General features: G+C 58.7%; 21 protein-coding genes. 7 read left to right on the top strand and 14 right to left on the bottom strand.

Annotation, left to right across the window (positions count from 1 at the left end; all coding sequences use genetic code 11):
• Positions 1-76: 76 nt before the first annotated feature.
• Positions 77-1,441 (bottom strand): sensor histidine kinase, encoded by a 1,365-nt coding sequence (locus ACQZ5M_RS14175; protein WP_449080069.1) that lies wholly within the window; start codon positions 1,439-1,441, stop codon positions 77-79.
• Positions 1,438-2,103 carry a response regulator transcription factor gene (locus ACQZ5M_RS14170; protein WP_296038908.1) on the bottom strand — a complete coding sequence of 222 codons (666 nt, stop codon included), beginning with the start codon at positions 2,101-2,103 and terminating at the stop codon, positions 1,438-1,440. The genes ACQZ5M_RS14175 and ACQZ5M_RS14170 overlap by 4 nt, the downstream gene beginning before the upstream one ends.
• 132 nt (positions 2,104-2,235) lie before the next feature.
• Between ACQZ5M_RS14170 and ACQZ5M_RS14165 the strand changes: the two genes are divergently transcribed.
• Positions 2,236-2,742 (top strand): hypothetical protein, encoded by a 507-nt coding sequence (locus ACQZ5M_RS14165; protein WP_296038909.1) that lies wholly within the window; start codon positions 2,236-2,238, stop codon positions 2,740-2,742.
• Positions 2,743-2,835: 93 nt separating this feature from the next.
• Here ACQZ5M_RS14165 and ACQZ5M_RS14160 read toward each other — a convergent pair whose 3' ends face one another.
• From ACQZ5M_RS14160 to ACQZ5M_RS14125, 8 genes are all read right to left on the bottom strand, one after another.
• Positions 2,836-4,029, bottom strand: a complete 1,194-nt coding sequence (locus tag ACQZ5M_RS14160) for an amidohydrolase family protein (protein ID WP_449080068.1) — start codon at positions 4,027-4,029, stop codon at positions 2,836-2,838.
• 68 nt (positions 4,030-4,097) lie between these two features.
• The gene (locus ACQZ5M_RS14155) at positions 4,098-5,075 is read right to left on the bottom strand and encodes an ABC transporter ATP-binding protein (RefSeq protein WP_449080067.1); all 978 of its coding nucleotides are present in this window, start codon (positions 5,073-5,075) and stop codon (positions 4,098-4,100) included.
• A complete protein-coding gene (locus ACQZ5M_RS14150; protein ID WP_449080066.1) occupies positions 5,072-6,070 on the bottom strand; it encodes an ABC transporter ATP-binding protein in 999 nt (332 codons plus the stop codon). Before ACQZ5M_RS14150 ends, ACQZ5M_RS14155 begins: the two co-directional genes overlap by 4 nt.
• Positions 6,067-7,572, bottom strand: coding sequence for an amidohydrolase family protein (locus ACQZ5M_RS14145; protein WP_449080065.1), 1,506 nt, complete (start codon positions 7,570-7,572; stop codon positions 6,067-6,069). Before ACQZ5M_RS14145 ends, ACQZ5M_RS14150 begins: the two co-directional genes overlap by 4 nt.
• Positions 7,569-8,762, bottom strand: coding sequence for an amidohydrolase family protein (locus ACQZ5M_RS14140; protein WP_449080064.1), 1,194 nt, complete (start codon positions 8,760-8,762; stop codon positions 7,569-7,571). Before ACQZ5M_RS14140 ends, ACQZ5M_RS14145 begins: the two co-directional genes overlap by 4 nt.
• 21 nt (positions 8,763-8,783) lie before the next feature.
• Positions 8,784-9,731: an ABC transporter permease gene (locus ACQZ5M_RS14135; protein ID WP_449080063.1), complete on the bottom strand. Its 948-nt coding sequence runs from the start codon at positions 9,729-9,731 to the stop codon at positions 8,784-8,786.
• Between the two features lie 13 nt (positions 9,732-9,744).
• The gene (locus ACQZ5M_RS14130; RefSeq protein ID WP_296019777.1) at positions 9,745-10,710 is read right to left on the bottom strand and encodes an ABC transporter permease; all 966 of its coding nucleotides are present in this window, start codon (positions 10,708-10,710) and stop codon (positions 9,745-9,747) included.
• Positions 10,711-10,783: 73 nt separating this feature from the next.
• Positions 10,784-12,343: an ABC transporter substrate-binding protein gene (locus ACQZ5M_RS14125; protein ID WP_449080062.1), complete on the bottom strand. Its 1,560-nt coding sequence runs from the start codon at positions 12,341-12,343 to the stop codon at positions 10,784-10,786.
• Between the two features lie 248 nt (positions 12,344-12,591).
• Between ACQZ5M_RS14125 and ACQZ5M_RS14120 the strand changes: the two genes are divergently transcribed.
• The 5 genes from ACQZ5M_RS14120 to ACQZ5M_RS14100 all read left to right on the top strand — a co-directional run bounded on the left by ACQZ5M_RS14120 (position 12,592) and on the right by ACQZ5M_RS14100 (position 17,675).
• Positions 12,592-13,281 (top strand): GntR family transcriptional regulator, encoded by a 690-nt coding sequence (locus ACQZ5M_RS14120; RefSeq protein ID WP_296019772.1) that lies wholly within the window; start codon positions 12,592-12,594, stop codon positions 13,279-13,281.
• Positions 13,282-13,289: 8 nt separating this feature from the next.
• A complete protein-coding gene (locus ACQZ5M_RS14115; RefSeq protein ID WP_449080061.1) occupies positions 13,290-14,873 on the top strand; it encodes a gamma-glutamyltransferase family protein in 1,584 nt (527 codons plus the stop codon).
• Between the two features lie 7 nt (positions 14,874-14,880).
• Complete coding sequence (locus ACQZ5M_RS14110; protein WP_449080060.1) at positions 14,881-16,131, top strand: amidohydrolase family protein; 1,251 nt, start codon at positions 14,881-14,883, stop codon at positions 16,129-16,131.
• Between the two features lie 166 nt (positions 16,132-16,297).
• Positions 16,298-16,831, top strand: a complete 534-nt coding sequence (locus ACQZ5M_RS14105) for a cytochrome b (protein ID WP_449080059.1) — start codon at positions 16,298-16,300, stop codon at positions 16,829-16,831.
• Between the two features lie 10 nt (positions 16,832-16,841).
• Positions 16,842-17,675, top strand: a complete 834-nt coding sequence (locus tag ACQZ5M_RS14100) for a RibD family protein (RefSeq protein ID WP_449080058.1) — start codon at positions 16,842-16,844, stop codon at positions 17,673-17,675.
• Here the strand turns inward: ACQZ5M_RS14100 and ACQZ5M_RS14095 are convergent.
• The 4 genes from ACQZ5M_RS14095 to ACQZ5M_RS14080 are packed head-to-tail and all read right to left on the bottom strand — an operon-like array spanning position 17,604 to position 20,851.
• Positions 17,604-18,398, bottom strand: coding sequence for a class I SAM-dependent methyltransferase (locus ACQZ5M_RS14095; protein WP_449080057.1), 795 nt, complete (start codon positions 18,396-18,398; stop codon positions 17,604-17,606). The two genes, ACQZ5M_RS14100 and ACQZ5M_RS14095, sit on opposite strands and share 72 nt — an antisense overlap.
• On the bottom strand, positions 18,395-19,432 hold the full coding sequence (locus ACQZ5M_RS14090) for a glycosyltransferase family 4 protein (RefSeq protein ID WP_449080145.1): 1,038 nt from the start codon (positions 19,430-19,432) through the stop codon (positions 18,395-18,397). Before ACQZ5M_RS14090 ends, ACQZ5M_RS14095 begins: the two co-directional genes overlap by 4 nt.
• A gap of 5 nt (positions 19,433-19,437) precedes the next feature.
• Complete coding sequence (locus tag ACQZ5M_RS14085) at positions 19,438-19,836, bottom strand: 6-pyruvoyl trahydropterin synthase family protein (RefSeq protein WP_296019757.1); 399 nt, start codon at positions 19,834-19,836, stop codon at positions 19,438-19,440.
• Positions 19,837-19,849: 13 nt separating this feature from the next.
• Entirely contained in the window at positions 19,850-20,851 is a 1,002-nt protein-coding gene (locus tag ACQZ5M_RS14080; protein WP_449080055.1) for a zinc-dependent alcohol dehydrogenase, read from the bottom strand.
• A 156-nt stretch (positions 20,852-21,007) separates the two neighbouring features.
• Here ACQZ5M_RS14080 and ribA point away from each other — a divergent pair, with 156 nt between their 5' ends.
• Entirely contained in the window at positions 21,008-22,114 is a 1,107-nt protein-coding gene (ribA, locus tag ACQZ5M_RS14075) for a GTP cyclohydrolase II RibA (protein WP_296019753.1), read from the top strand.
• Positions 22,115-22,131: the final 17 nt, after the last annotated feature.

The raw sequence follows: 22,131 nt of genomic DNA, 5'->3' as shown, positions 1-22,131 counted from the left end.
CGTCGGTTTCACGTCTTCTTCAAATCCATTGCAACAACGAGATTTTCTCTGTTCGGTTGCATGGAGGAGATCTCGCCTATGAAAAGGCGCTGTGCGACAGAGGAAGCCGTATGATCGCCTTGAATCCATCTTGGCTATTTTTGAGCGTGACGCTCCCGCCGTAGAGTTCGGTCAGTTCCTTTGCGATCCCGAGCCCGAAGCCACTACCGTTCACGCTTTCGTCCAAGCGCATCCCCGGCTGAAAAGCTTCCTTGATCCTGTCGTCAGATATGCCTGGACCGTCATCGCCAATGACGATGTCGACGAAGCCCGCATTCTTTATCGATGACAGGGTAACCATGGATGATGCCCACTTGAATGCATTGTCCAGGATATTGCCGAGAATCTCGTCCACGTCCTCGGGATCGCAGCGAACAGCCAGCCGATCTTCGACGTTGCACCGCACCGAAACGCTTTTGTCTCTGTAGATGTTCGACAAAACGAGAACGAGGTCGTCGATACGTGGGCGAAGAGGTACGTTTCGTTGCGCTACTTGCCCAATCGCCGATTTGCGCGCGTCGGCAAGGTGATGGCGGATACGGCGATCGATGCGCTGGACCAGATCCCTCAAACTTCCGTTCGGATCGTTATCGTCGTTCAGGCCAAGCGTCAGGCTGGCGACCGGCGTTTTTAGTCCGTGCGCCATATTGGCAAAATGGACACGCGTATCCTCAAGTCTGCGTTCGTTCAACGCTATGAGCCGGTTGATTTCCGAGCTGACCGGTTTCAGTTCCTCGACATCGGCAGCCGGAAGCGCTGCACGATTTCCGGCGGATATCTGTGCGACGTCTGCGGTTAGGCGCTTAAGTGGCTTAAGGCCAAACCGGACTTGCAAATAGGTTCCGATCAGAAGCGTGAGGCCCAAAAGCGCCATGGCCGGGACCAGCCACATGAGCGAACGAAATGCCGGATCCGTCAAGGCCGATCGTGGAGCCGATGCCGTGATCTCAACCTGTTTGTCGCCGATTGCGGCAAGCAACGTGCGCGTATACAGACCGCGTCCGTTCTCATCTTCGAGTTCGCCTGGCCTCGGTCTTGGCGATGCAAGATCGCGCCAGTCTGCGGTACGCCTACCGGGGTTAAGATTGTGGTGGTCGATCGAGCGTGATGAGAGTGTCGACGCCCCGGAATTGATCTGCCAGTACCATCCGGAGCCGGGCCGATCGAAAGGTGGCCCCTCCAGTTCAGATGCCAGTCCAATCTGTCCGGTTCGGTCGAGGACCAGCGCGCTGCGCAGACCTTCGATCTGAGTGTCCAGCCGCTGATCGATTTGTTCGCGCACGACGCCGGCGACGATGAACCAGAGGATCACTGCCGCGACGAGAATGGCACCCGCCACGAACGCTGCGGAAAAGGCTGTAAGGCGGCCGGCAATCGAAGTTGGGCGAATTGGAAATCTCATGATGATGAGGCCGTCATCATGTAGCCCCTGCCGCGCACCGTCTCGATAAAATCCGAACCGATCTTCCGACGCAGCCTGGCGATTATGACCTCGATCGAGTTCGAATCCACCTCGGCATCACCATCATAGACGCGTTCCATCAGCTCGCTTCGGTCCACCACGATTTCCTTGCGCAAGATAAGGCAGGAGAGCACGCGCCATTCCAGCGCGGTCAGCTTCAGGGGAACACCATCTTTTTCGAATGTGCCAAGCTGCGCGTTGAAGGTGATCGAACCACAGGTGACTGTGGCGCTGGCATGGTTGTTGGCGCGTCGCACCAGCGCACGAAGCCGCAGCACAAGCTCCTCAACCTTGAAAGGTTTGGTGAGAAAGTCGTCGGCCCCTGCCTTGAAGCTTGCGACCTTGTCCGGCCACCCATCTCTCGCAGTCAGGACAAGGACAGGCAACGTTCGTCCGGCGTCACGCCAGGAGGCAAGAACTGCCACACCGTCGATCTTCGGAAGACCCAGATCAAGGACCGCGACATCGAAGGCTTCTGTCAGGCCCGCATGCTGTCCGTCTTCCCCGTTTCGAGCGACATCGACGACAAAGTTCTCTGCTCTCAGACTGCTGGCAATCCGGTGCGCAAGATCGGCATCGTCTTCGACGAGAAGGACACGCATGGGGGATGTCTACTCCGTGGGCTCGGGCTATTTACGGGTCTGACGCTTAACTCAAGCTGAACCGGTTGGTTCAGGGTGATGGAGGCGGCGCTTTGGTAGAAAGGTGCATTCCACTCAAAAAGGAGACCAGAAATGTCTGTTACACCTGAAACCGAAAACAAGCATCACGATGAACTCAGCCATGCCCACCCGCATCCGAAAAAGCGTTCTGCAGCTGCTTTGACCATTGGCGCCATAGCCATCCTGGCCGTGGGCGTTGCCGGAGGTGCTGCTGCCATGAAGCTGACGCGACCGGCGGGAGAGCTTGCGCCCATCGCACCCGTTGCCATATCCGCCATGCCGGACGACAGCCTCACCAGCGTCAAGGGCAAAGTGGTGGAAATATTCGGAAACAAATTCATCATTCAGGATGATAGTGGGCGTGCGCTGGTGGAAACCGGGCCGGAAGGACGCAGCGGCGCCATCGTCAACAAGGATGAAGTCGTAACGGTTCAGGGCCGCTTCGACGATGGCTTTCTGCATGGCAGCTATATCGTCCATGAGGATGGCAAGACCGATCAACTCGGCCCGGCCGGCAAGCCGCCACGCGGACCGGAAGGTGGCCCTCGCGGTCCAGAAGGTGGCCCGCGCAGGCCATAAAGCGGTAAATAACGCTGATGGTTTCAAGATCACAGCAGGTTTGACAATGGTCGCCCAAGATATTGGGCGGCCTTTTTGCGATGGCTGGGGTGGTCAGCGCTTCACCCGACCGTTTTCAGCAACAAGACGCCCTTCCTTGTAAACTTTGTGGCGTGTCGGAAAGGCAATTACGGCCTCGGGAACGTGCTCAGCCGCCAGGGATACGAAATCGGCCTTCGCGCCGATCTCGATTCCGTAACCTTCGAGCCGCAGGGCTTTTGCGCCCGCAGCCGTAACGACGTCGAAAGCTGCGCAGAGTTCGTCGTCGGTATAGAAACCCGATCTGTAGCCGATGATCTCGGCGCGATGCAGCATGTCGCCATCGCCATAGGGCCACCAGGAATCGCGGATATTATCGCTGCCGCTGAAAACAGTGACGCCTTCGCGGCGGAGCAACGCGACCGGCGGAAAATTATGGTTGCCGGGCGCATTGGTCATGATCGAAACGCCGCTTTTGGCGATCCTGGCTGCGATCTTCTTGGCCGCATCCGGGGCAAGATCTCCAAGCCCATAAGCATGACTGACGGCGACATGTCCCTGCATGCCAAGCGCAACAGTCCGGTCGCAAATCTCTTCAATGGTGAAAGCGCCCATCGAGCCCGCATCATGCAAATGGATATCGATATCGACGCCATGCTTTTCGGCAACGCCGAAGACCACATCGAGGTGACCGTTGACGTCGCGATCGAAGCTTGCCGGATCGAGACCGCCGACGAGGTCCGCGCCAAGCCCGATGGCGGCGTCGAGAAGCTCGGGCGTTCCCGGACTTTTCAGGATGCCGCTTTGTGGAAAGGCGACAAGCTGGATATCGATCATATCCCGATATTCCTCACGGACAGCCAGGATAGTCTCCAGAGATGTCAGTCCGACAGAGCCATCGACCATCACATGGCTGCGCATCTGTGTCGTGCCTTTGGAAATGCACAAGTCCAGCTGATTGCGCGCGCGCTCGGACATCGGCTCGGCCTTCGCCATGTTCTCGGCCTGGAATGCGACGCGCTCATGGACATCGAAGCCGTTGGTGCAGGGGCGATGCGGCACCCATTTGCCGCCATAAAAGCTGGTGTCGAGATGGATATGCCCTTCAACGAAGCCCGGCAGTATCAGATCGCCGGAAAGGTCGATGGTCGTTGCCGAAGACGCTGCTTCTCCGGCCGTGTCGATGGCCGTGATCCGGCCATTTTCCACATGAATGTCGCGCAGCGATCCATCCGCCAGCTTGGCATTGGTGAAAACAGTTTTGGTCATCGGGGTTTCCTTTCCATATATTTTATCATCCGGCATCAGCGCTTTCGCAGACGCATCACGACGTTCGTTTAATGTGGGGCCAGATGGCAGGCGACCTTGCCGCCGCCCTCTCGTGTTCGAACCTCTGGCGCAACTTGGCTGCAAAGTTCGGTTGCGATGGGGCAGCGCGGATGGAAGGCGCAGCCCTTCGGCGGATCGAGCGGGCTTGGTGGTTCGCCGCCCATCAGCGCACGGTCTCTGTTGGGGGCTGCAACATCTGGGATCGTTTGCAGCAGAAGCCGTGTGTAAGGGTGTTGCGGATTGGCGAAGAGCGCCTCGGTTTCCGCTTCCTCGACAATCCTGCCGAGATACATGACTGCGATGCGATCGGCCATATGCCGGACCACCGCGAGATTGTGGCTGATGAAGAGGTAGGTCAGGCCAAGCTCATCCTGCAATCTGCGCATCAGATTGAGGATTTGCGCCTGAACCGAGACATCGAGGGCCGAGGTCGGTTCGTCGCAGACGAGGAATTCCGGCTCGCTGGCAAGTGCTCTGGCAATCGAGATGCGCTGGCGCTGTCCTCCGGAAAACTCATGCGGAAACCGCCCGGCATCGTCCGGGGAAAGGCCGACGGTGCGGAGCAATTCCGCCACGCGCGCATCGATTGCGTCTTTGCCTTGCCGCAGGCCAAAGACCTGGATTGGCTCGGCGATGATATTGCCAACCCGCCAGCGCGGGTTGAGGCTGGCATGCGGGTCCTGGAAGATCATCTGGGCTTCGAGTGGCTTGCCGCGGTTCGCGCCCTTTTCGGCAGGCGCGAAGACGATGGCGCCTTCGCTCGGATCATAGAGACCCGTTACCAGCCGGGCGACGGTGGATTTACCGCAGCCGGATTCCCCGACGAGCGCGAGGCACTTGCCCTTCTGCACCGTGAATGTGACGTCCTGGACGGCACGCAGATAACGCTTCGGCTTGCGGTCGATGACACGGTTCAGCCAGGGAGCGGAGACATCGAAGACCCGCGTCAGTTGGTCCACTTCCAGCGCATTGTCAGGGCTTCTCATGCAACACCTCCATCGTGAACGAGGCAGGCGACGCTGCCGTGATCATTGCGTACCAGCGCGGGTTTCATCTGCCGACAGCGGGGGCCGACATCCGGGCAGCGCGGATTGAACGCGCAGCCCTGTGGAATGGCGTTCAGCCTCGGCATGGCGCCATCGATCTGGGTCAGTCGTTCGACGCGAGCGCCAAGCGCTGGAATCGAGCCCATCAAGCCGCGCGTGTAAGGGTGCTTCGGGTTGCGCAGCACCTCGTCGACCGGGCCGACCTCGATCACCCGGCCGGCATACATGACGGCGACGCGATCGGCGGTTTCGGCAATCACGCCCATATCATGGGTGACGAGCATGACGCCTGCGCCCTTTTCGCGGCAGAGCTTGCGCAGCAGCGTGGTGATCTGCGCCTGAATAGAGACATCAAGCGCGGTGGTCGGCTCGTCGGCGATGATCAGTTGCGGATCGCCCGCTAGCGCGAGAGCGATGACGACGCGCTGCCGCATGCCGCCGGAAAACTGGTGCGGATAATGGTCGATGCGCTCATCCGCTCCGGGTATGCCGACCTGTTTCAACAGGCCGATGGCGTGGGTGCGTGCTTCGGCACGGCTGCGATCCGAGTGCAGGCGGATCGTTTCAGCCAATTGCTGCCCAACCGAAAAGAGCGGATTGAGCGAGGTGAGCGGATCTTGAAAGATCGCGCCGACCATGCGGCCACGAACCGTGCTCATCTCCAGCTCGCTGAGATTATCGGTCCGCGTGCCGCCGATGCGGATTTCGCCGGCGGAGATCCGGCCTGGCGGTTCGAGCAGGCCAAGCACCGCCATGCCCGTCATCGACTTGCCCGCGCCGGACTCGCCGACGACACCCAGAATTTCGCCGCGCTCGACGGTGAGAGACACATCGGAGAGGGCGGTCAGGATGCCTTTGCGGGTGGGGAACTCGACGGATAGGCCTTTGACTTCGAGGGCCGGGATTGCTGCCGATGTCTGGTTGGCGGAGGTCATCGCGACACCTCGCTGGAGTGATGCGTGAGCGGATAGCTTGGCGGAAAAATTTCCTCGACCGGCGGATGCTGGAACGTTCGGTCCGGGTATTTGGCGACGAGACCGTCGAACTGGCGCTGTGCCTGGCCTCTGGCGGCGGTGAGGTCGATGCCCGCGACCTCTCCGTCGCGCATCGAAATACGGCCATCGACAATCGTGGCGCGGGTGACGCGACCGGTTGCGCCATAGACGAGGGTCTGGATGGGGTCGATCCGTGGCGCGATCATGCTGTCGGCCATGTCGAAGACTGCGATATCGGCCTTTGCGCCGGACGCGATACGCCCTAAATCCTGGCGTTTCAGCGCATCTGCACCGGCAATCGTCGCGGCATCGTAGACATCGGCAGACGATCCGGCGTCACCACGGCCTTCGGCCAGCCGGTTCATCATCAGGCCGACCGACATGTTGAGAACCATGTCCGCAGGGGCAGTGTCCGTCCCCATGCCGATGCGGATGCCCATTGCCTTCAGGCGGGAGAAGCATTTGAGTGCCGATCCGTGGCGAGCGGAAACGAGCGGGCAGTGGGCGACGGTCACGCCATGGGAGGCGTAGCGCGCAAGGTCGTCCTCCGTCGCGACGGTCGCATGCGGGGCGATCAGGCGGGGGGATAGAGCGCCAAGCCGGTCCAGCCATTCCGGTGCCGTAACACCATGCAGGCGGCGCATGGTCTGCAATTCCATCTCGCCCTGTGCCATGTGCAGGCGAACGGGCATGTCCATATTATCGGCATGGGCGAAGGTACGGCGAAGCAGCGTTTCCGTGCAGGTCTCGACGCGGTCCGGAGCGAACATGCCGGATATCAGGCCGTTGGCGCTGCCGTGAACGCGCTTGGCAAAGGCTGCGGCCTCGGCCAATTCTGACAAGCCGCGCTCTTCATCGAAGACCGGCTTCATCGCACCGCGCTCATCGAGAATGACGCCACCGCTGCGATAGGCAGGACCGAGCCAGACGCGGATGCCGAGCTCTTCGGCAGCCACCGCTGCCGCTTCGAATTCCGCCACCGTCTCGCCCCAGGTGCGATAGAAGAGCGAGGCGATTGGCAGTGCCGAGGTGATGCCGTTCAGGAGAAGCTGCGCAAAGGCGTAGCGTTTCTGGAAGGCGAGTTCGTCCTGGCTGTACATCTCGTAGGCGCGGGGTGCGTAGTCCGCGGCCCAGACGCGGCCCTTCTTCCAGCCGGGCTGGTTGTCCATGGCAAGCACGGTCGTATCGAGATCGGAGAGCGCGTCCAGATCGACAAAGCCTGGACCGATCAGGGCGTCGCCCATGTCGTAGCGGGCGGAAACCTCGCCTTCGAAATCGCGACCGACCCAGAGGATTTTGTCGTTTTCGATGACGACTTCGCCATCGGGAACGAGGCGTCGCCCTTCCGGCAGATCGGCGACGACGAAGCGGGCTTTGAGCGCCCAGCGACCCGGCGGTCTCTTGCCGAGCGGAAGCATCGACCGGGATGAAGGCGCGGTCATGGGCGTTCCTTCAGGCTCTTGCCATCACGCGCAACGACATTGCCCGCGGTGACCACGAGCTTGCGGGGTTGATGCGTGACAATGGCCTCGCCGACGGTTTCCCCTTCGACGATGACGACATCGCCACGCCCGCCGATTTCGAGAGAATGCGCCTCGCGATCCATGGATTTCGCGCCGCCCGTGGTGCAGACATCCAGCGCCCAAAGCAGTTCGTCATCGCGGCGAAGATTGTTCTTCATGCCAAGCAGCATGCTCCGCTCCAGCATGTCGCCATTGCCATAGGGTCCCCAGGTATCGCGAAAGCCATCGACGCCCGCACCGAAGCGCACACCGGCGGTGCGCAGACGGCGCAGAGACGGCACTTCACGAGACGGTGGGGCGGTGGTCAGGATCGGCACGTCGAGTTCGGCGCAGGTGTCGATCAGCGCCTGCGTCATGTTCCAGTCGGGATGGCCGAGGCAAAAGGCGTGGCTGACGGCGACCTTGCCTTGCATGCCGAGCGCACGGGTGCGCTCGAAGATCAACTCCATGGAAAAGGCACCGAGCTCGCCGCTCTCGTGCAGATGGATATCGATGCCCTTGCCGTGTTTCTCGGCAATGGCGAAAATCGTGTCGAGATGTGCTTTCGGATCACGATCCATGCCGCAGGGGTCCAGACCGCCAACGAGATCGGCGCCCATCGCCATGCCGGCATCGAGCAGTTCCGCCGTTCCGGGGCGGCGCATCAGGCCCGATTGCGGAAAGGCGACGATCTCGATTTCGACGATGCCATCCAGCTGGCGGCGGGTCTCCATCACGCCTTCCAGCGCGATCAGCCCCTGGTCTGTGTCTATGTCGACATGGGTGCGGATCAGGGTCGTGCCATAGCCGACCGATTGCAGCGCCTGGCGCATGGACTGGATATGGGCGTCCAACCCATAGTCGCGTTTCACCTTGCGCTCATTATCGATCTTGTCGATCAGGCGTGGGCCGACTTCGTTGACATACCAAGGGTAGCCCAGCAGCGACTTGTCGAGATGGGTGTGGGCATCGACGAGACCCGGGATTGTAATACGTCCGCCGGCGTCCTCGACGGTTAAGTCTGTGGCTGCGAGATCCTGACCGATGTCGGCAATCCGGCCGTTACGGATCAGAATATCGGCGGTCGCGCCACCCATCGGTCTTGTGTTCTTGATCAAAAGGTCGCTCATGGACATTGTCTCCGAAGGGTTTCAGCGCAGTTTGGGATTGAGGGCGTCGCGCAGCCAGTCGCCGAGCACATTGATCGATACGACGAGCAGGCAGAGTTGCAGGCCCGGAAAGAGCACGATCCACCAGAGGCCAGAGAAGAGGTACTGGTTGCCGATGCGGATCAGCGTGCCGAGCGATGGTTGCTCGGGCGGCATGCCGACGCCAAGAAAAGAAAGCGTCGCCTCGATGAGAATGCCGAGACCGAAATTCAGCGTTGCGGTGACGAGGAGCGGCGTGGTGGTGTTGGGAAGAATATGTTTCAGCATGATCTTCCATTTCGAAAGGCGGATCAGCCGGGCGGCCTGAACATATTCCTTATTGCGCTCCACCATGGTCTGGGCGCGCACGGTGCGGGCATATTGCACCCAGGCCGATAGCGATATGGCAAGGACGATGACGCCGGAAGCGCCCGCTTCCCGAAGCGACGGCGGCAGTGCCTGTCTCGCCAGTGCCGATACGAGGATGGCGATCAGCATGGTCGGCATGGAGAGAAGAACATCGCCCGTGCGCATCAGCAGGCCATCGGCCCATTTGCCATGGTAACCGGCGACCAAGCCAAGCATCGTGCCGATGATTAGCGATACGAAAACCGAGCTTGCGCCGATGATGATCGAGGCACGTGAGCCATAGAGGATGGCTGAGAGCACATCGCGGCCCTGAACATCGGTCCCGAGAATGAAGGGCCACTGGCCTTCCGGCATCCAGATCGGTGGGATTTCAGCGTTCAGAAGATCGAGGGACGCGAGATCGTAGGGGTTCTGCACGGTGATGAGCGGCGAGAAGAAGGCCGAGCCGATCAAGATCAGAAGCAGTATGGCTGCGGCAATGGCCGAAGGGTGGTGCCTGAAGCTCCACCAGAGATCCGATTGCAGGATTTTCGACAGTCGGGATGGCCGAGGTGCTGGTGTGGTCTGTTCGATAGCGGTCATGACAGTCTCCTATTCACGCTGCACGCAGCCGCGGGTCGATGACGGCGTAAGCGATGTCGACCAGGGTGTTCAGCGTGACGAAGATGAAGGATACGATGCAGAGATAGGCGGCCATGACAGGGATATCGACAAAGGTCACGGCCTGCATGAAGAGCATGCCCATTCCCGGCCACTGGAAAACCGTTTCGGTCACCAGCGCGAAGGCGATGAGATTGCCGACCTGCATGGCGGTGAGTGTCACGACAGGCATGAGACAGTTCTTCAGCGCGTGGCGAAACCACAGAGCGCGTCTTTTGACGCCGCGTGCGCGGGCGAATTTGATGAAATCGGTTCTGAGCGTCTCGAGCATTTCGGCGCGCACCAGCCGCATCACCAGCGTGATCTGGAAGAGCGACAGCGACAGCGCCGGCAAGACGATGGCCGCACGGCCGGATGGAGTGAGAAGCCCGGTGGACCACCAGCCGATGCGAACGACCTCGCCGCGCCCGTAGCCCGGCAGCCAACCGAGTGTGACGGAAAAGGTGAGGATCAGCAGGATGCCGACGAGGAAGCTCGGGAGGGAGACGCCGACAATGGAGGAAAACTGCAAGGTCTCCGCCCACCAGCGTCCACGCCCGATTGCGGTGAAGACGCCGAGCGGTATGCCGATGGCAAGCGACAGGATGGTAGCGATGATCACCAGTTCGAAGGTCGCCGGAAACCGCTCCGCAATCAGCGTCAGGACGGATTGCTGATTGCGCCAGGACAATCCGAATTCGCCCTGTGCGGCATTGGTGACGAAGCGGGCATATTGAACGAGGAATCCGTCGTTCAGGCCAAGGCGTGTGCGCAATTCGTCGCGTTCGACCTGGGTGGCGCTTTCATTGACCATGATCTCCACCGGATCGCCGAGGAAACGGAAGATCAGGAAGGCGAAGAAGGCAACCGTGAGCATCACGAGAACGGCGTTGCCGATCCGCTTGATGAGGAAGGCGAGCATGACACCCTGTCCTTTGTCCGAAAAAGAGAAGTCGACCCTCGCAGCAGTTTTGTGCAGCGAGGGTCATCCGCTGTTACATTTTCACCAGCCAAAGGCGTGGAAGGTTGTCGGAAAAGAGCGGGAAATCATTGACTTTCGCGCTGGTGGCCCAGGCAAGCGGCTGCTGGTGCAGCGGGATCATCAGCGCGTGTTCCTTTGCGATCTTCAGGGCATCTGCCGAAAGCGCCAGCCGCTTGGTCCGGTCGAGCTCTACCGCCGAGGCTTCCGTCACCTTGTCAAATTCCTTGTCGGACCACCCACCCCAGTTGAAGATGCCAAATGATCCTTCCTTGGTGTGAAGAACCTGTGAGGTCAGGCTGTAGGTATCGAGCATCGGCAGAGTTGCCCAGCCGAGTGTATAGACATCGACCTTTCCTCCCGACCGCTTCGGTGTCTGCACGGCGCGAGGCCCCTGGTCGATCTTTGGCTTGAGGCCAATGCGCGACCACATGGAGGCGACCGCCTGGCAGACCTGCTCTTCATTCACCAGAGTGTCGGAGCAGTTGAAGTCGAACTCGAAGCCTTCAGCGCCTGCTTCCTTAAGGAGGGACTTGGCCTTCTCCGGATCGGCCTTGACCGGCGTATCGAGAGCGGCGTCGTAACCGGGAATCTGTGGAGCGACCAGCGTGCCGGCATTGCGGGACTTGCCGCGCATGACGCGCTTCTGAAGGAGGTCCAGATCGATTGCGAGCTGCATGGCCTGGCGGACACGCAGATCCTTCATCGGGTTCGGTGCGCCGGAAAGCAGCGTGTCACGCTGGCTGAAGCCGATCATGACGGTGCGTAGATCGGTGCCTTCCAGAAGCTTCACCTGAGAGGCGGCTGCTTCCAGGCGCGGCAAATCCTGAACCGGGGCCTGGTCGGTGAAGTCGATATCGCCGGAGAGAAGCGCGGCAACGCGGGTAGCACTGGAGGCAATCGGTGTCAGTTCGATGCGATCGATATTGTGTTGAGGCTTGTCCCACCAGCCATCATATTTGACGAATACCGTCTTGGCGTCAGGCTGACGGCTTTCGACCTTGAATGGACCGGTGCCATTTTCATTATAGGTCGCATAGCCTTCGGTGCCGGAGCCAACATCCGTCGGCGCTTCCGCCTTGTTGTCCTTCAGCCACTTGGCATTGAAGATATAGATGGTCGTCAGGTCGTTCAAAAGTAGCGGATAGTTCGCGGTGACATCGATTTCGATCGTGTGAGCGTCGATGACGCGCGAGCCCTTATAGGCCGGGATATTGCCACGCAGCGGTGACTTTGCATCGGTCGCGCGCATGAGCGATGCCTGGACGTCGTCCGCAGTAAAGTCGGCACCATTGTGGAATTTCACGCCTTCGCGGAGCTTGAAACGCCATGTCGTAGGCGAAATGATTTCGTAGGATGTGGCGAGCGCCGGCTCGAGCTTCAGATTGCGATCATAGCGCATCAGACCTTCATAGGCGTGGTTAAGAACGCCAAGCGCAAAGCTGTCGCCATAAGAATACGGATCGAGCGAACTGATATCGCGCGAAGCACCCCACTTCAGTGTGTTTGCCATGGCTGGCACGGCGAGAGTTAAAAGTGCCAGGCTCGTGCCCAGTAGTATGCGTTTGCTTAACATTGTGGTCCCCTTTTATTGGATACATTTTGCATTCAATTGCGGTATGAACTGCATGCAATTTGTGTTGCGGCAACGGTGCCATACTCGGTTCCGCTGGTCTGTAGCGCCATTCTATGTGGCTTGGATCAGAAGCTAGGAGAACTCGTATGCAATTTCAAGCCAAAAATTGTATGCAATAAAATCCGCTAGATTAGATACAAAATTTGTGCGATACACGCGTCAAGTGTATACGAACGAGATTTGATGCGATGTCCACCAATCTGACCAGAAGCGACGCGATATATGCTTCGCTGCGTCGCGCCATCCTTGAGCAGGCGCTGAAGCCCGGCACAAAGCTCCCCGAAGATTCGATCGGCGATACGTTTGGCGTCAGTCGGACAAGTGCTCGCAATGCCTTGGTGCGGCTTTCATCCGACGGTCTTGTGGAGATCAAGCCGAATCGTGGTGCTGCCGTTGCTATGCCGACACTCGAAGAGGCCGTAGAGGTCTTCGCCCTTCGCCGCTGCCTGGAGCGGGAGGTGATCGACCGACTGTGCAAGCGCATGCCAAAGGACGGTATCGATGCTCTGGTCAGTCACGTGCGGGAAGAGGAGCGCGCTTTGCGCGCATCGTCGCCGCGTTCCATCCGGCTTGCTGGCGAGTTTCACATCCTGCTGGCGGAGCTGACAGGCTCCAAACTGCTGATAGAATTCATCATTCAGGTCGTCTCACGGTCGTCGCTGATCCTCGCGCGCTTTGGCAGGCCGCATTCGGCAGAATGCGGTATCGATGAGCATATTCAATTGATCGAGGCATTGAAAAAGCTCGACGTCGAGGCGGCGACCCACATCATGGATCACCATCTGCATGCGGTTGAAGAACGCGCCAAGGCAGATGACGAGGATGACGGTCCGGACATCGGCGAAATCCTCAGCCGTTACATTTCGGCCTCCGAGTAGGCGATCAGATGGCGGCTTATGATTTCCATTCGCGTGAGGCCGCTCATACGGCCAAATCCCGCCAAGGCATGGTCACGACGCCCCATCGCGCAGCAAGCGAAGCCGGTGCAAAGGTACTGAAACGCGGCGGCACGGCAATAGAGGCCGTTATCGCAGCAGGCGCAGCGCTCACGGTTCTTTATCCCCATTTTTGCGGGCTCGGCGGAGATGCGATCTGGATCGTCGCAGATACCGAAGGCCGCCGTCAGGCGATCATGGGTATCGGACAGGCTGCCGAAAGCCTGCCAAAGCTCGATGCGATCCCGACGAGAGGTCCTCTCTCGGCACTCACCACGGCCGCACTCGTCGATAGTTGGGGCGAGGCGTTGAATTATTCCTGCATCCATTGGCAAGGTCGCGAAAGCTTCTCCAGCCTACTGGGCGATGCGATAGAATTTGCAAGCGGCGGCTTTCCTGTCAGCCAATCCCAGGCGCACTGGCACGCGTTTCGCGAAGGCGAGATCGAGGCATGGCCCGGGGTAGCAAGCTTCTTCGTCAAGAGAGGTATTCAGCGTCAACCGCAATTAGCCGGTGTGCTGAAAGAGATTACCCTTCACGGGCATCGTGCATTTTACGAGGGTGATCTTGCTCAACGGATGGCGGCAGGCCTTGAGGCGGCTGGCAGTCCGATCCGCAAACGCGATCTGGAGAGGACGCATGCCAGAATGGCCGAGCCCTTGTCGCTCATCTACCGCGATGTCGAACTTCTGGCGCCGCCGCCGCCCAGCCAAGGCGTCACGACGCTCTCGATCATGGGCATTCTTTCCAATTTCGCGATGCAGGATGTCAGTCCGAATTCCCCTGATTTTTACCATCTTTGCGCTGAGGCGATAAAACAGGCCTTTCTAGAGCGTGGGGGCATCGCCGATCCCGATCATGTCGTTCAGGATTGCGCAGCCTGGCTGGCGAAAGATTTTCTGGCCGCAAAGGCGGAAAAGATCGATCGAAATGTCGCCTTGCCTTGGCCTCAACCATTCCGTCATGGCGATACCGTATTTCTGGCCGCGACCGATGCGAAAGGCCGGTCCGCCAGCGTGTTGCAAAGCACCTATTATGACTGGGGCAGCGGCGTTCTGCTGGAAGACACAGGCATCCTGTGGCAAAATCGCGGCGCTGCCTTCAGTGCCGATCCGGCCAGTATCAATGCGATCGCGCCTGGCAAGCGTCCCTTTTACACGCTCAATCCCGGCATTGCGTTGCGTGAGGGAAAGCCGGCCATTCTTTATGGCACGCAAGGTGCCGACGGTCAGCCGCAAACACTGACCCTTCTTCTGAGCCGATTGATCGACCACGGCTTCAGTCCTTTTGAAGCGCTTTCCGCTCCACGCTTTCTTTTGGGTCGTACCTTCTCGGATAGTCGCGACAATCTCAAGATCGAACAATCTGCTGGTGTCGAGGTCCTCCATACTCTCGGTTCTTACGGCCACGGGGTCGTTGCCATTCCAGAACTCAGTGCTCTGGCCGGGCAGGCCGGTATCATCAGCATTGGCCGTGATGGCGTGATCGAAGGTGCGCACGACCCTCGCAGTGACGGTTGTGCTGTGGGAGTATGAGGTAAACATGCGAGCCGATTTTATTCTTCGAAACCTTCGCATCGCAACCCGGCCCGATGTGGTCGATATCGCGATCCGCGATGGGCTGATTGTCGATATCCGCTCCGGTATTCGATGTGAGGCTGTGGAAGAAGAAGACTTTGACGGCAGGTTCGCCTTTCCTGGTTTTGCCGACAGTCATGTTCATTTGGACAAGGCCTGTATTCTGGAGCGGTGCTCAATCTGCGAAGGCACGCTTGAAGAAGCTGTTCGCGAGACGGCAAAGGCCAAGTCAAATTTTTCCGAAGCGGACGTCTATCAGCGGGCAAGCGCCGTCGTGCGCCAAGCCATCATGCATGGCACGACGCGCATGCGAACTTTCGTCGAGATCGATCCACGCGCAGGCATGCGCTCATTCGAAGCGATCAAGCGGGTGCGCGCGCTATTTTCCTTCGCGATCGATATCCAGATCTGCGCTTTCGTTCAGGAGGGACTGACGCAGGAGCCAGAAACGGAAGAGATGCTCGACGAGGCCTTGAGCGCCGGTGCGGACTTGATCGGCGGATGCCCTTATACCGATCCTCGTCCTGAGGAGCATGTGCGTCGTATTTTCGCTCTGGCAAGGAAGCATGATGTCGACGTCGATTTCCATTTGGACTTCAGTCTCGACCCTGCCAGAACCGATCTGCCGGCAGTAATCGAAGCGACCAAGGCGAATGCCTATGGGGGCAGGGTCACGATTGGCCATGTAACGAACCTATCCGCTCTGAGCCTGGAGGATCGTTCCCGGATCGGGCGTAAGATAGCCGAGGCTGGTATTGCTCTGGTCGTTCTGCCGGCCACCGATCTCTTTCTTATGGGGCGCAGTCATACCGCGAATATTCCCCGCGGCATCGCCCCCGCCCATCTTCTATCCACGGATGGCGTTCTGACGGCCATTGCCACCAACAATGTGCTCAATCCGTTTACTCCTTTCGGAGATGCGTCATTGATGCGGATGGCAAATCTTTACGCAAATGTTGCGCAGCTTTCGCGTGATAGCGACATTGATCATGTGTTTGCGATGGTCGGCGAGCGAGCCGCTGCCATTATGGGCTCCGATCATCGACTTGATGTCGGAGCGCCAGCCGATATCGTTGTTCTCGACGCAACGGAGCCGCGTCATGCCATCCGCTCTTCAGCACCCTCGCTGGCAGGCTGGAAGAGGGGACGAAAAACATTTGTCCGTCCCTCCGCTCATATCATCGAGCCGATAGCATCCTCCTTGAAACCGCAATAGATTTTCAAACAAGTACGCTGTGTAACCTCTTCAAGGCGGATTGCGCTTCCTGCGTCCATCCAGACGCACGGCGCTTTAAGTGTCGACGGGAACGCTTTATAATTGCGGACGTCATTCTCTCGTGCCTTTCTAGTCTTCATAATTTCGAAATTTATCGGAGTACGAAATGATGGATCACCCCGCACGAGACGTCCCGAAATACAGCCCGGCGTCAAGGATGCTGCATTGGATCGTGGCAATCCTGGTTTTCCTGACATGGCCACTGGGCTTGATGCTCGATTTCGTCAAGGATGACGTGAAGCTCGACTTTTATCTGGTCCATGAAAGTCTTGGCTTTCTGATCCTTTGGATCATGCTGTTGAGAGTGGGCGTGCGTCTTTTTACACCTGCGCCTCGTAGCACCGCACCGGCTGTCGAGCGCATTGCTGCGCATATGGTCCACGGATTGCTCTACCTCTTCCTCATCATCATGCCGGTATCGGGTTTTCTGGCAACGAATGCTCACGGCTTTCCGCTGCAGTGGTTCGGTCTGCTGCCTATATGGAGCCCAATCGGCAAGTCGCCGGACATTGCTCCGACATTTTCGACGATCCATGAGTGGAGCGCATGGATCATTTTGGCCTTGTTCGCGTTACATATGCTGGCTGTGATCTTTCACCACTTGATCCGCCGGGACGCCACGCTTTACCGCATTCTTTAAAGGGACGTCGATGCGCAACCTTCACATGACCGACAGGCTCTGGACGAAACTGCTCTCTATCCGCGACGGAAAGGACACGTTCCGCCGTAAGGAAGCCGACCCGGCGCTGATGCTCTATGGTCCAATTGCAGCAGGAAGGGACGGTTTTGTGATCGCGCAGGTCGGTCAGTCGCTCGATGGGCGCGTCGCAACGCCGACAGGTGATGCCCGCGACATTTCCGGACCCGATGGTTTGGCGCATCTGCATCGGTGCCGCGCGCTTGTTGATGCGGTCATCGTCGGGGTTGGCACGGTGCAGAACGACAATCCTCGGCTCTCGGTACGCGAAGTCAGGGGACCAAGCCCAACGCGTGTCATCATCGATTGCAAGGGCGAACTGACGGGGAGGGAAGGACTGTTCAACGATCACGGTGCCCCGGTGATCGTCATTCAAGGGCATGACGCCCCTGCCTCATCCTATCGTGCTGAGGTGGTGAAGCTGCAGCGCAGTGGCCGCGGTCTTGATCCGCGGGACATTCTTGATTGTCTTGCAGAGCGCGGCCTCAAGCGCATTCTTGTCGAAGGCGGCGCGCGCACAATCGCCCGCTTCATTGATGCGGGACTGGTCGACCGCCTGCATGTCGCGATTGCGCCGCTGATCATTGGTTCGGGTCCGTGCGGTATTTCGCTTCCGCCAATCGCGCAGCTTTGCAACGCTCACCGCCCTCAGGCCGATATTTACGGCCTTGGGAGCGACGTGCTTTTCGACTGCTGCCTGAAGGCGCAGGCAGATTCAAGCGTTTGGAAGGGCCAGGAAATCCGTATGGCCGACGATGCACCGGCTTCCATCTACGCCAACGCGTGACAGTCGAAAGTCGAGCCATTGCTTGAATTCTGCGGGGTCGATGTTTCCGATCTCGTGGATAGGTGTGGCAAGACCCGCAAGAAACTCAATCTGAAGCGCATCGGATTCCGGTCCAAGTTCCCACGGGCTGGATGCCGTCTCGACGGAGAACCCTGCATCTTTGCACAAGCCCGACAGATGATCCGAGGCGTCCGGTCCCAGAGCAGGCCCGAAGCCCTTGTCCGTGCGCTGATGCGCGTTGAAATCGGCCGCGACGGCACTATCCAGAGGGTGCTTGATCGACCATTCCATGACGCCGTCGTAGTTGAGAGCCGCATAAAGCCCAATCTTTTTGCGTGCCAATCGCTCGACAAACCGGCGACAGAAATCCTCGGAACAAAGATCAAAGAGGGCAGAAGCGGTAACCACCGCGACATCGTCGAGCAAAGTCTCGTCCAGCGTGTTAAGATCGGCGCAATGAAACGAGACGTCGTCCCGCGATCCGATCTGGCGTTTCGCTTCGTCAAGCAACACAGTCTCATAATCGAGGAGCTTCCACTCCACATCGGTGATAAGCGGCGAGAGGGTCCGGAAAGTCGATCCGGTGCCGCAGCCTATATCCATGACGACATGCTGGGAGTGGGATCCTATGTACGCTTTCACTGTGTCAACAAGAGAGGATGATCGTGCCGCACGATCTGCCGGTTCCCGAAGGCGAAGCCATTCCTTGTCAAAGCCGCTCATATCAAATCTTTCAATCTGTTGGAAATGATTGTGGACGTATCGGTCCAGCTCGGAAGTTTTTTACCCGCGGCTGCTGCAGCCTTGGCCCGGCGCGCTCTTTCCTCGGGATCGGTCAATAGAGATGTGAGCGCGGACGCCAGAGCCCCGACGTCATCCACGGGCACCAGCAATCCGGCATCCGTGGGAACAACCTCCGGCACGGCGCCTGAATGACATGCAACGATTGGCAATCCGTAAGAGAGTGCTTCTGCAAACACCATGCCGTAGCCTTCATACCGGCTGGCAAGAGCGAAGATGTCGGCCCTGGCATAGGCAGCCGAAAGATCCTCGCATTCGCCCGCAAGCGTGATGCGGTCGCTAAGGCCAAGAGCTTTCACCTGCTTCTCAAGAGCCAAGGCGACGGACGGGTCTAGATAGGGGCTGCCGATGATTGTGGCTTGCCATGAAAGATCGACGATCGTCGCGAGCGATGCGATCAGGACATCATGCCCTTTTCGTCTCGTCAGGGAACCGACGGTGAGGATCTGGGGGGGCTCGTTGGGTATCTTATTTCGCGGTGGTGGCTTTGCTGTGCCGGGTATAGCGACGCTAAGCTTGGATTCCGGCACACCAAAGTTCTCGGTCAATTCGCGCGCCGTCATCGGTGAGGTGACGACAACGTGCCGCGTTCTTGCAAGCGCGTTTGTTTCCGTACGGCGCAAGTGCATTTGATCGTTCTCGCTGACGCCAGTCTCGAGCGCCAAGGGATGATGAACGAGCGCGACGATCTTGAGGCGTTTTTCCTCCCGCTTTGCCCATTCATCCATGACGCCAAAAGCAAGCCCGTCTATCACCAAAAGCGTGCCGTCGGGCAGCGCGGAAAGCCGCCTTTCAGCCTCCCTCAGAACGTTTGATGACGGAGAGGGGAAACCCTCTCCGAGAGGAATGAGGTCGACAGTCCACCCCAACTGCTTGAGACCGGAAATGATTTCGCGATCGTAGCCGTAGCCTCCGGTTTTGAGCGCGAGATCACCGGGGTAGGCAAAGGCCAGCATTGATGTCAAAGGTCGGCCTCGTACCAGCCGCGCGCGGCATGCGATTCATGAAGCAGCACCCGGATGCGGCAGATCCGGTGGCTGCCCGGGCCAAGGCGCTTGGTGGCAACGGCTTCCGCCAATTGATCGAAAATGTGTTTTGCGATGACTTCAGTTGTGCTGACCTTACCTTTGAAGATGTCAAGCTCATCAAGGTTTTGGTAATTCAAGGGCTTCAGCGTTTCTGAGAGAACACTCGTCGCTGCGCCTATGTCCACTGCAAGACCGTCATCGTCCACGTCCTTTGTGAAAAATGCTGCATCCACGACGAAGGTGGCGCCATGCATGCCCTGTGCCGGTCCGAATACCGGACGCGGAAGGCTGTGGGCGATCATGATGTGGTCTCGAACTTCGACTGCGAACATGGTCTCTCTTTCGTTAGTAGCGGATGCGGTGGCAGAGCGTCGTCTGCGATGAAAGAATACGGGGATAGTCCTCGGCCAGATCAGCGAAGTCTGTTTCGCCGGAAATGAGGTGATCGAGGCTATCGTCCGCCAGTAGTTCTAAGGCTTTCGCCATGCGTCGGCCAAAACTCCAGCGTACTCGCCTCGCGGGAGGCACGGCGCCGACTTGTGAACTTACCAGTTGGAGCCGCTTTGAGTGGAAGGCGCCACCGAGCGGAATGGAAATGCTCTTGTCTCCATACCAGCTTGCCTCGACGATACGCGCCTCGGTCCCAGCATTCTCGATGGCTTCGGAAAGCGCAGCACCGGCCGCCGATGCGTTGATCAGGACGTCGAATTCGCCCTTGAGCGTGCCAGCCTCTGTAAATGAGATGCCCATGGCCTCGGTGTGCGCGCGGCGATCAGTATTTGTGTCCACCAATACAGTATCGGTGCCGGCAACTCTGCGAGAAAGGTTGGCGACCAACGTCCCTACGACGCCAGCGCCAAAGACGGCGACACGGTCACCGGGCTGGATCATGGCGTCCCAGACGATGTTGAGTGCCGTTTCCATATTGGCGGCAAGAACACCACGCTCCGTGGGAACTTCCTCCGGCAAGAGAGTGACCATGTCTTTTGTGGTAACGAAACGATCCTGATGCGGATGGAGGCAGAATACCGTCTTGCCGATAAGATCATCTGCTCCAGCTTCGACCTTCCCGACTGTGGAATATCCGTACTTTACCGGAAATGAGAAGCTGCCTTCCATGTGAGGACCCCGCATTCTGTCGAACTCGCTGCATGGCACCTTACCCGCAAGAACAAGAGATTCCGTTCCTCGGCTGATCCCACTGTAGAGCGTGCGGACAAGAAGCTGATCTGCCTGGTTGGGTTGGAGGCTTCCTTCCCTGACGGCGCAACGGTTGGCTGCTTCGATCCACAGCGCCCGGAAAGTTGTGTTTCTGCTGCTCGACGACTCGACCGGTGCTGATGCCAAAAGGGTGATCCTAATAAATGCGAATTCCAATGGAGCGTATTGCCGAGACGCGCGTTTTGTTCCGTACAGGTTACTAAAATAAATTCCGGGTCTGCGAGAAATCCAACAATGGTCTTCTCCGTAGAGAACAAAAAATATCTAGGGAGAGTATGTCACATGTCGTCTGCCACCCACGCCGCTTTTCAGTTTTCCACTCCTGAGGTCGAAGTCGAGCGCGCCGTTTCCGAGCTTCGCTACGGCCGTCCCATCCTCTTCTCCTCGAACGAACGACGCCTCGCCGTCCTTGCGCTCGATGCCGTTGCGCCTTCGATTTACGACCAATTTGCGATGGCGACGGAAAACAGCCATTCTCTCCTTCTCACAGCGCCGCGCGCAGCGCGCCTTGGCATTCTTGGAAGCGGGGATGTGCTGACTCCACTCTCAAATGTCAGCTTCGAAGAAGCATCGCGGCTGTCTTACGTTCTCGGCGCTGAACGTCCTCAAAATTGGACGAATGCCGACGAACTTGCATCGCAAACGGCGGAACTGGCGCGCGTCGCGCTTCTCCTGCCCGCTATGGTCATCGCCGACGTTTCTTCCACACACGAGCGTTTTGCCGGATGCTGCGAGCTGTCTGCGTCGCGCCTCAAGAATACGGAAATGGCGCTTCAGCGCTTCGAAAAGGTTGTGAGAACGCGCGTACCACTCAAGGACCTCGGCGACTCCGAATTCGTTGTATTCCGGGGCGGTCTTGCGCAAAAAGACCAGGTCGCGATTGTCGTCGGCAATCCGGACGTGTCAAAAACCGTGCCCATTCGCATCCATTCGTCCTGCATTACGGGTGACCTCTGCAACTCGCTGAAATGCGACTGTGGGGATCAGTTGCGCAATGGTCTCGCGTTGTTGAAGCAGGCGGGGGGCGGCGTGCTACTCTACCTCGACCAGGAAGGTCGTGGCACCGGTATCGGCGCGAAAATGCGCGCCTATGGCTATCAGCATCTCGGCCTCGACACGATCGACGCCGACGCCGAGCTTGGTCTTTCCGAGGACCACCGCCGTTATGAAGCGGCTGTTGCGATGTTGGGTCATATGAACATCAAGAAGGTCGCCGTCTATACGAACAATCCAACCAAGATCAACGGCCTTCGTGCCGGAGGTATCGAGGTGGAGGCGCGTGCTCCGGTAACGGGCACCGTCACCGCCGAGAACCAGAACTACCTCCGCACCAAGACCGTCCGTGCCGGGCATCTGATGGACCTTGAAACGCTGGTCGCAGCCGAATAAGTCCAGGATCCCGGGAG

The organism is Rhizobium sp. 22-785-1, assembly GCF_053521965.1.
Note: the sequence above shows the minus strand (reverse complement) of the source record. Positions and strands in the feature narration are given on the sequence as shown.

Bases quoted from the DNA above. Each gene is read 5' to 3' on its own strand.
- ACQZ5M_RS14095 (WP_449080057.1), bottom strand. From the start codon at position 18,398: ATGAGCGGCTTTGACAAGGAATGGCTTCGCCTTCGGGAACCGGCAGAT.
- ACQZ5M_RS14175 (WP_449080069.1), bottom strand. From the start codon at position 1,441: ATGAGATTTCCAATTCGCCCAACTTCGATTGCCGGCCGCCTTACAGCC.
- ACQZ5M_RS14120 (WP_296019772.1), top strand. From the start codon at position 12,592: ATGTCCACCAATCTGACCAGAAGCGACGCGATATATGCTTCGCTGCGT.
- ACQZ5M_RS14110 (WP_449080060.1), top strand. From the start codon at position 14,881: ATGCGAGCCGATTTTATTCTTCGAAACCTTCGCATCGCAACCCGGCCC.
- ACQZ5M_RS14135 (WP_449080063.1), bottom strand. From the start codon at position 9,731: ATGACCGCTATCGAACAGACCACACCAGCACCTCGGCCATCCCGACTG.
- ACQZ5M_RS14160 (WP_449080068.1), bottom strand. From the start codon at position 4,029: ATGACCAAAACTGTTTTCACCAATGCCAAGCTGGCGGATGGATCGCTG.
- ACQZ5M_RS14115 (WP_449080061.1), top strand. From the start codon at position 13,290: ATGGCGGCTTATGATTTCCATTCGCGTGAGGCCGCTCATACGGCCAAA.
- ribA (WP_296019753.1), top strand. From the start codon at position 21,008: ATGTCGTCTGCCACCCACGCCGCTTTTCAGTTTTCCACTCCTGAGGTC.
- ACQZ5M_RS14100 (WP_449080058.1), top strand. From the start codon at position 16,842: ATGCGCAACCTTCACATGACCGACAGGCTCTGGACGAAACTGCTCTCT.
- ACQZ5M_RS14150 (WP_449080066.1), bottom strand. From the start codon at position 6,070: ATGACCTCCGCCAACCAGACATCGGCAGCAATCCCGGCCCTCGAAGTC.
- ACQZ5M_RS14165 (WP_296038909.1), top strand. From the start codon at position 2,236: ATGTCTGTTACACCTGAAACCGAAAACAAGCATCACGATGAACTCAGC.
- ACQZ5M_RS14140 (WP_449080064.1), bottom strand. From the start codon at position 8,762: ATGAGCGACCTTTTGATCAAGAACACAAGACCGATGGGTGGCGCGACC.
- ACQZ5M_RS14090 (WP_449080145.1), bottom strand. From the start codon at position 19,432: ATGCTGGCCTTTGCCTACCCCGGTGATCTCGCGCTCAAAACCGGAGGC.
- ACQZ5M_RS14155 (WP_449080067.1), bottom strand. From the start codon at position 5,075: ATGAGAAGCCCTGACAATGCGCTGGAAGTGGACCAACTGACGCGGGTC.
- ACQZ5M_RS14105 (WP_449080059.1), top strand. From the start codon at position 16,298: ATGATGGATCACCCCGCACGAGACGTCCCGAAATACAGCCCGGCGTCA.
- ACQZ5M_RS14145 (WP_449080065.1), bottom strand. From the start codon at position 7,572: ATGACCGCGCCTTCATCCCGGTCGATGCTTCCGCTCGGCAAGAGACCG.
- ACQZ5M_RS14125 (WP_449080062.1), bottom strand. From the start codon at position 12,343: ATGTTAAGCAAACGCATACTACTGGGCACGAGCCTGGCACTTTTAACT.
- ACQZ5M_RS14170 (WP_296038908.1), bottom strand. From the start codon at position 2,103: ATGCGTGTCCTTCTCGTCGAAGACGATGCCGATCTTGCGCACCGGATT.
- ACQZ5M_RS14130 (WP_296019777.1), bottom strand. From the start codon at position 10,710: ATGCTCGCCTTCCTCATCAAGCGGATCGGCAACGCCGTTCTCGTGATG.
- ACQZ5M_RS14085 (WP_296019757.1), bottom strand. From the start codon at position 19,836: ATGTTCGCAGTCGAAGTTCGAGACCACATCATGATCGCCCACAGCCTT.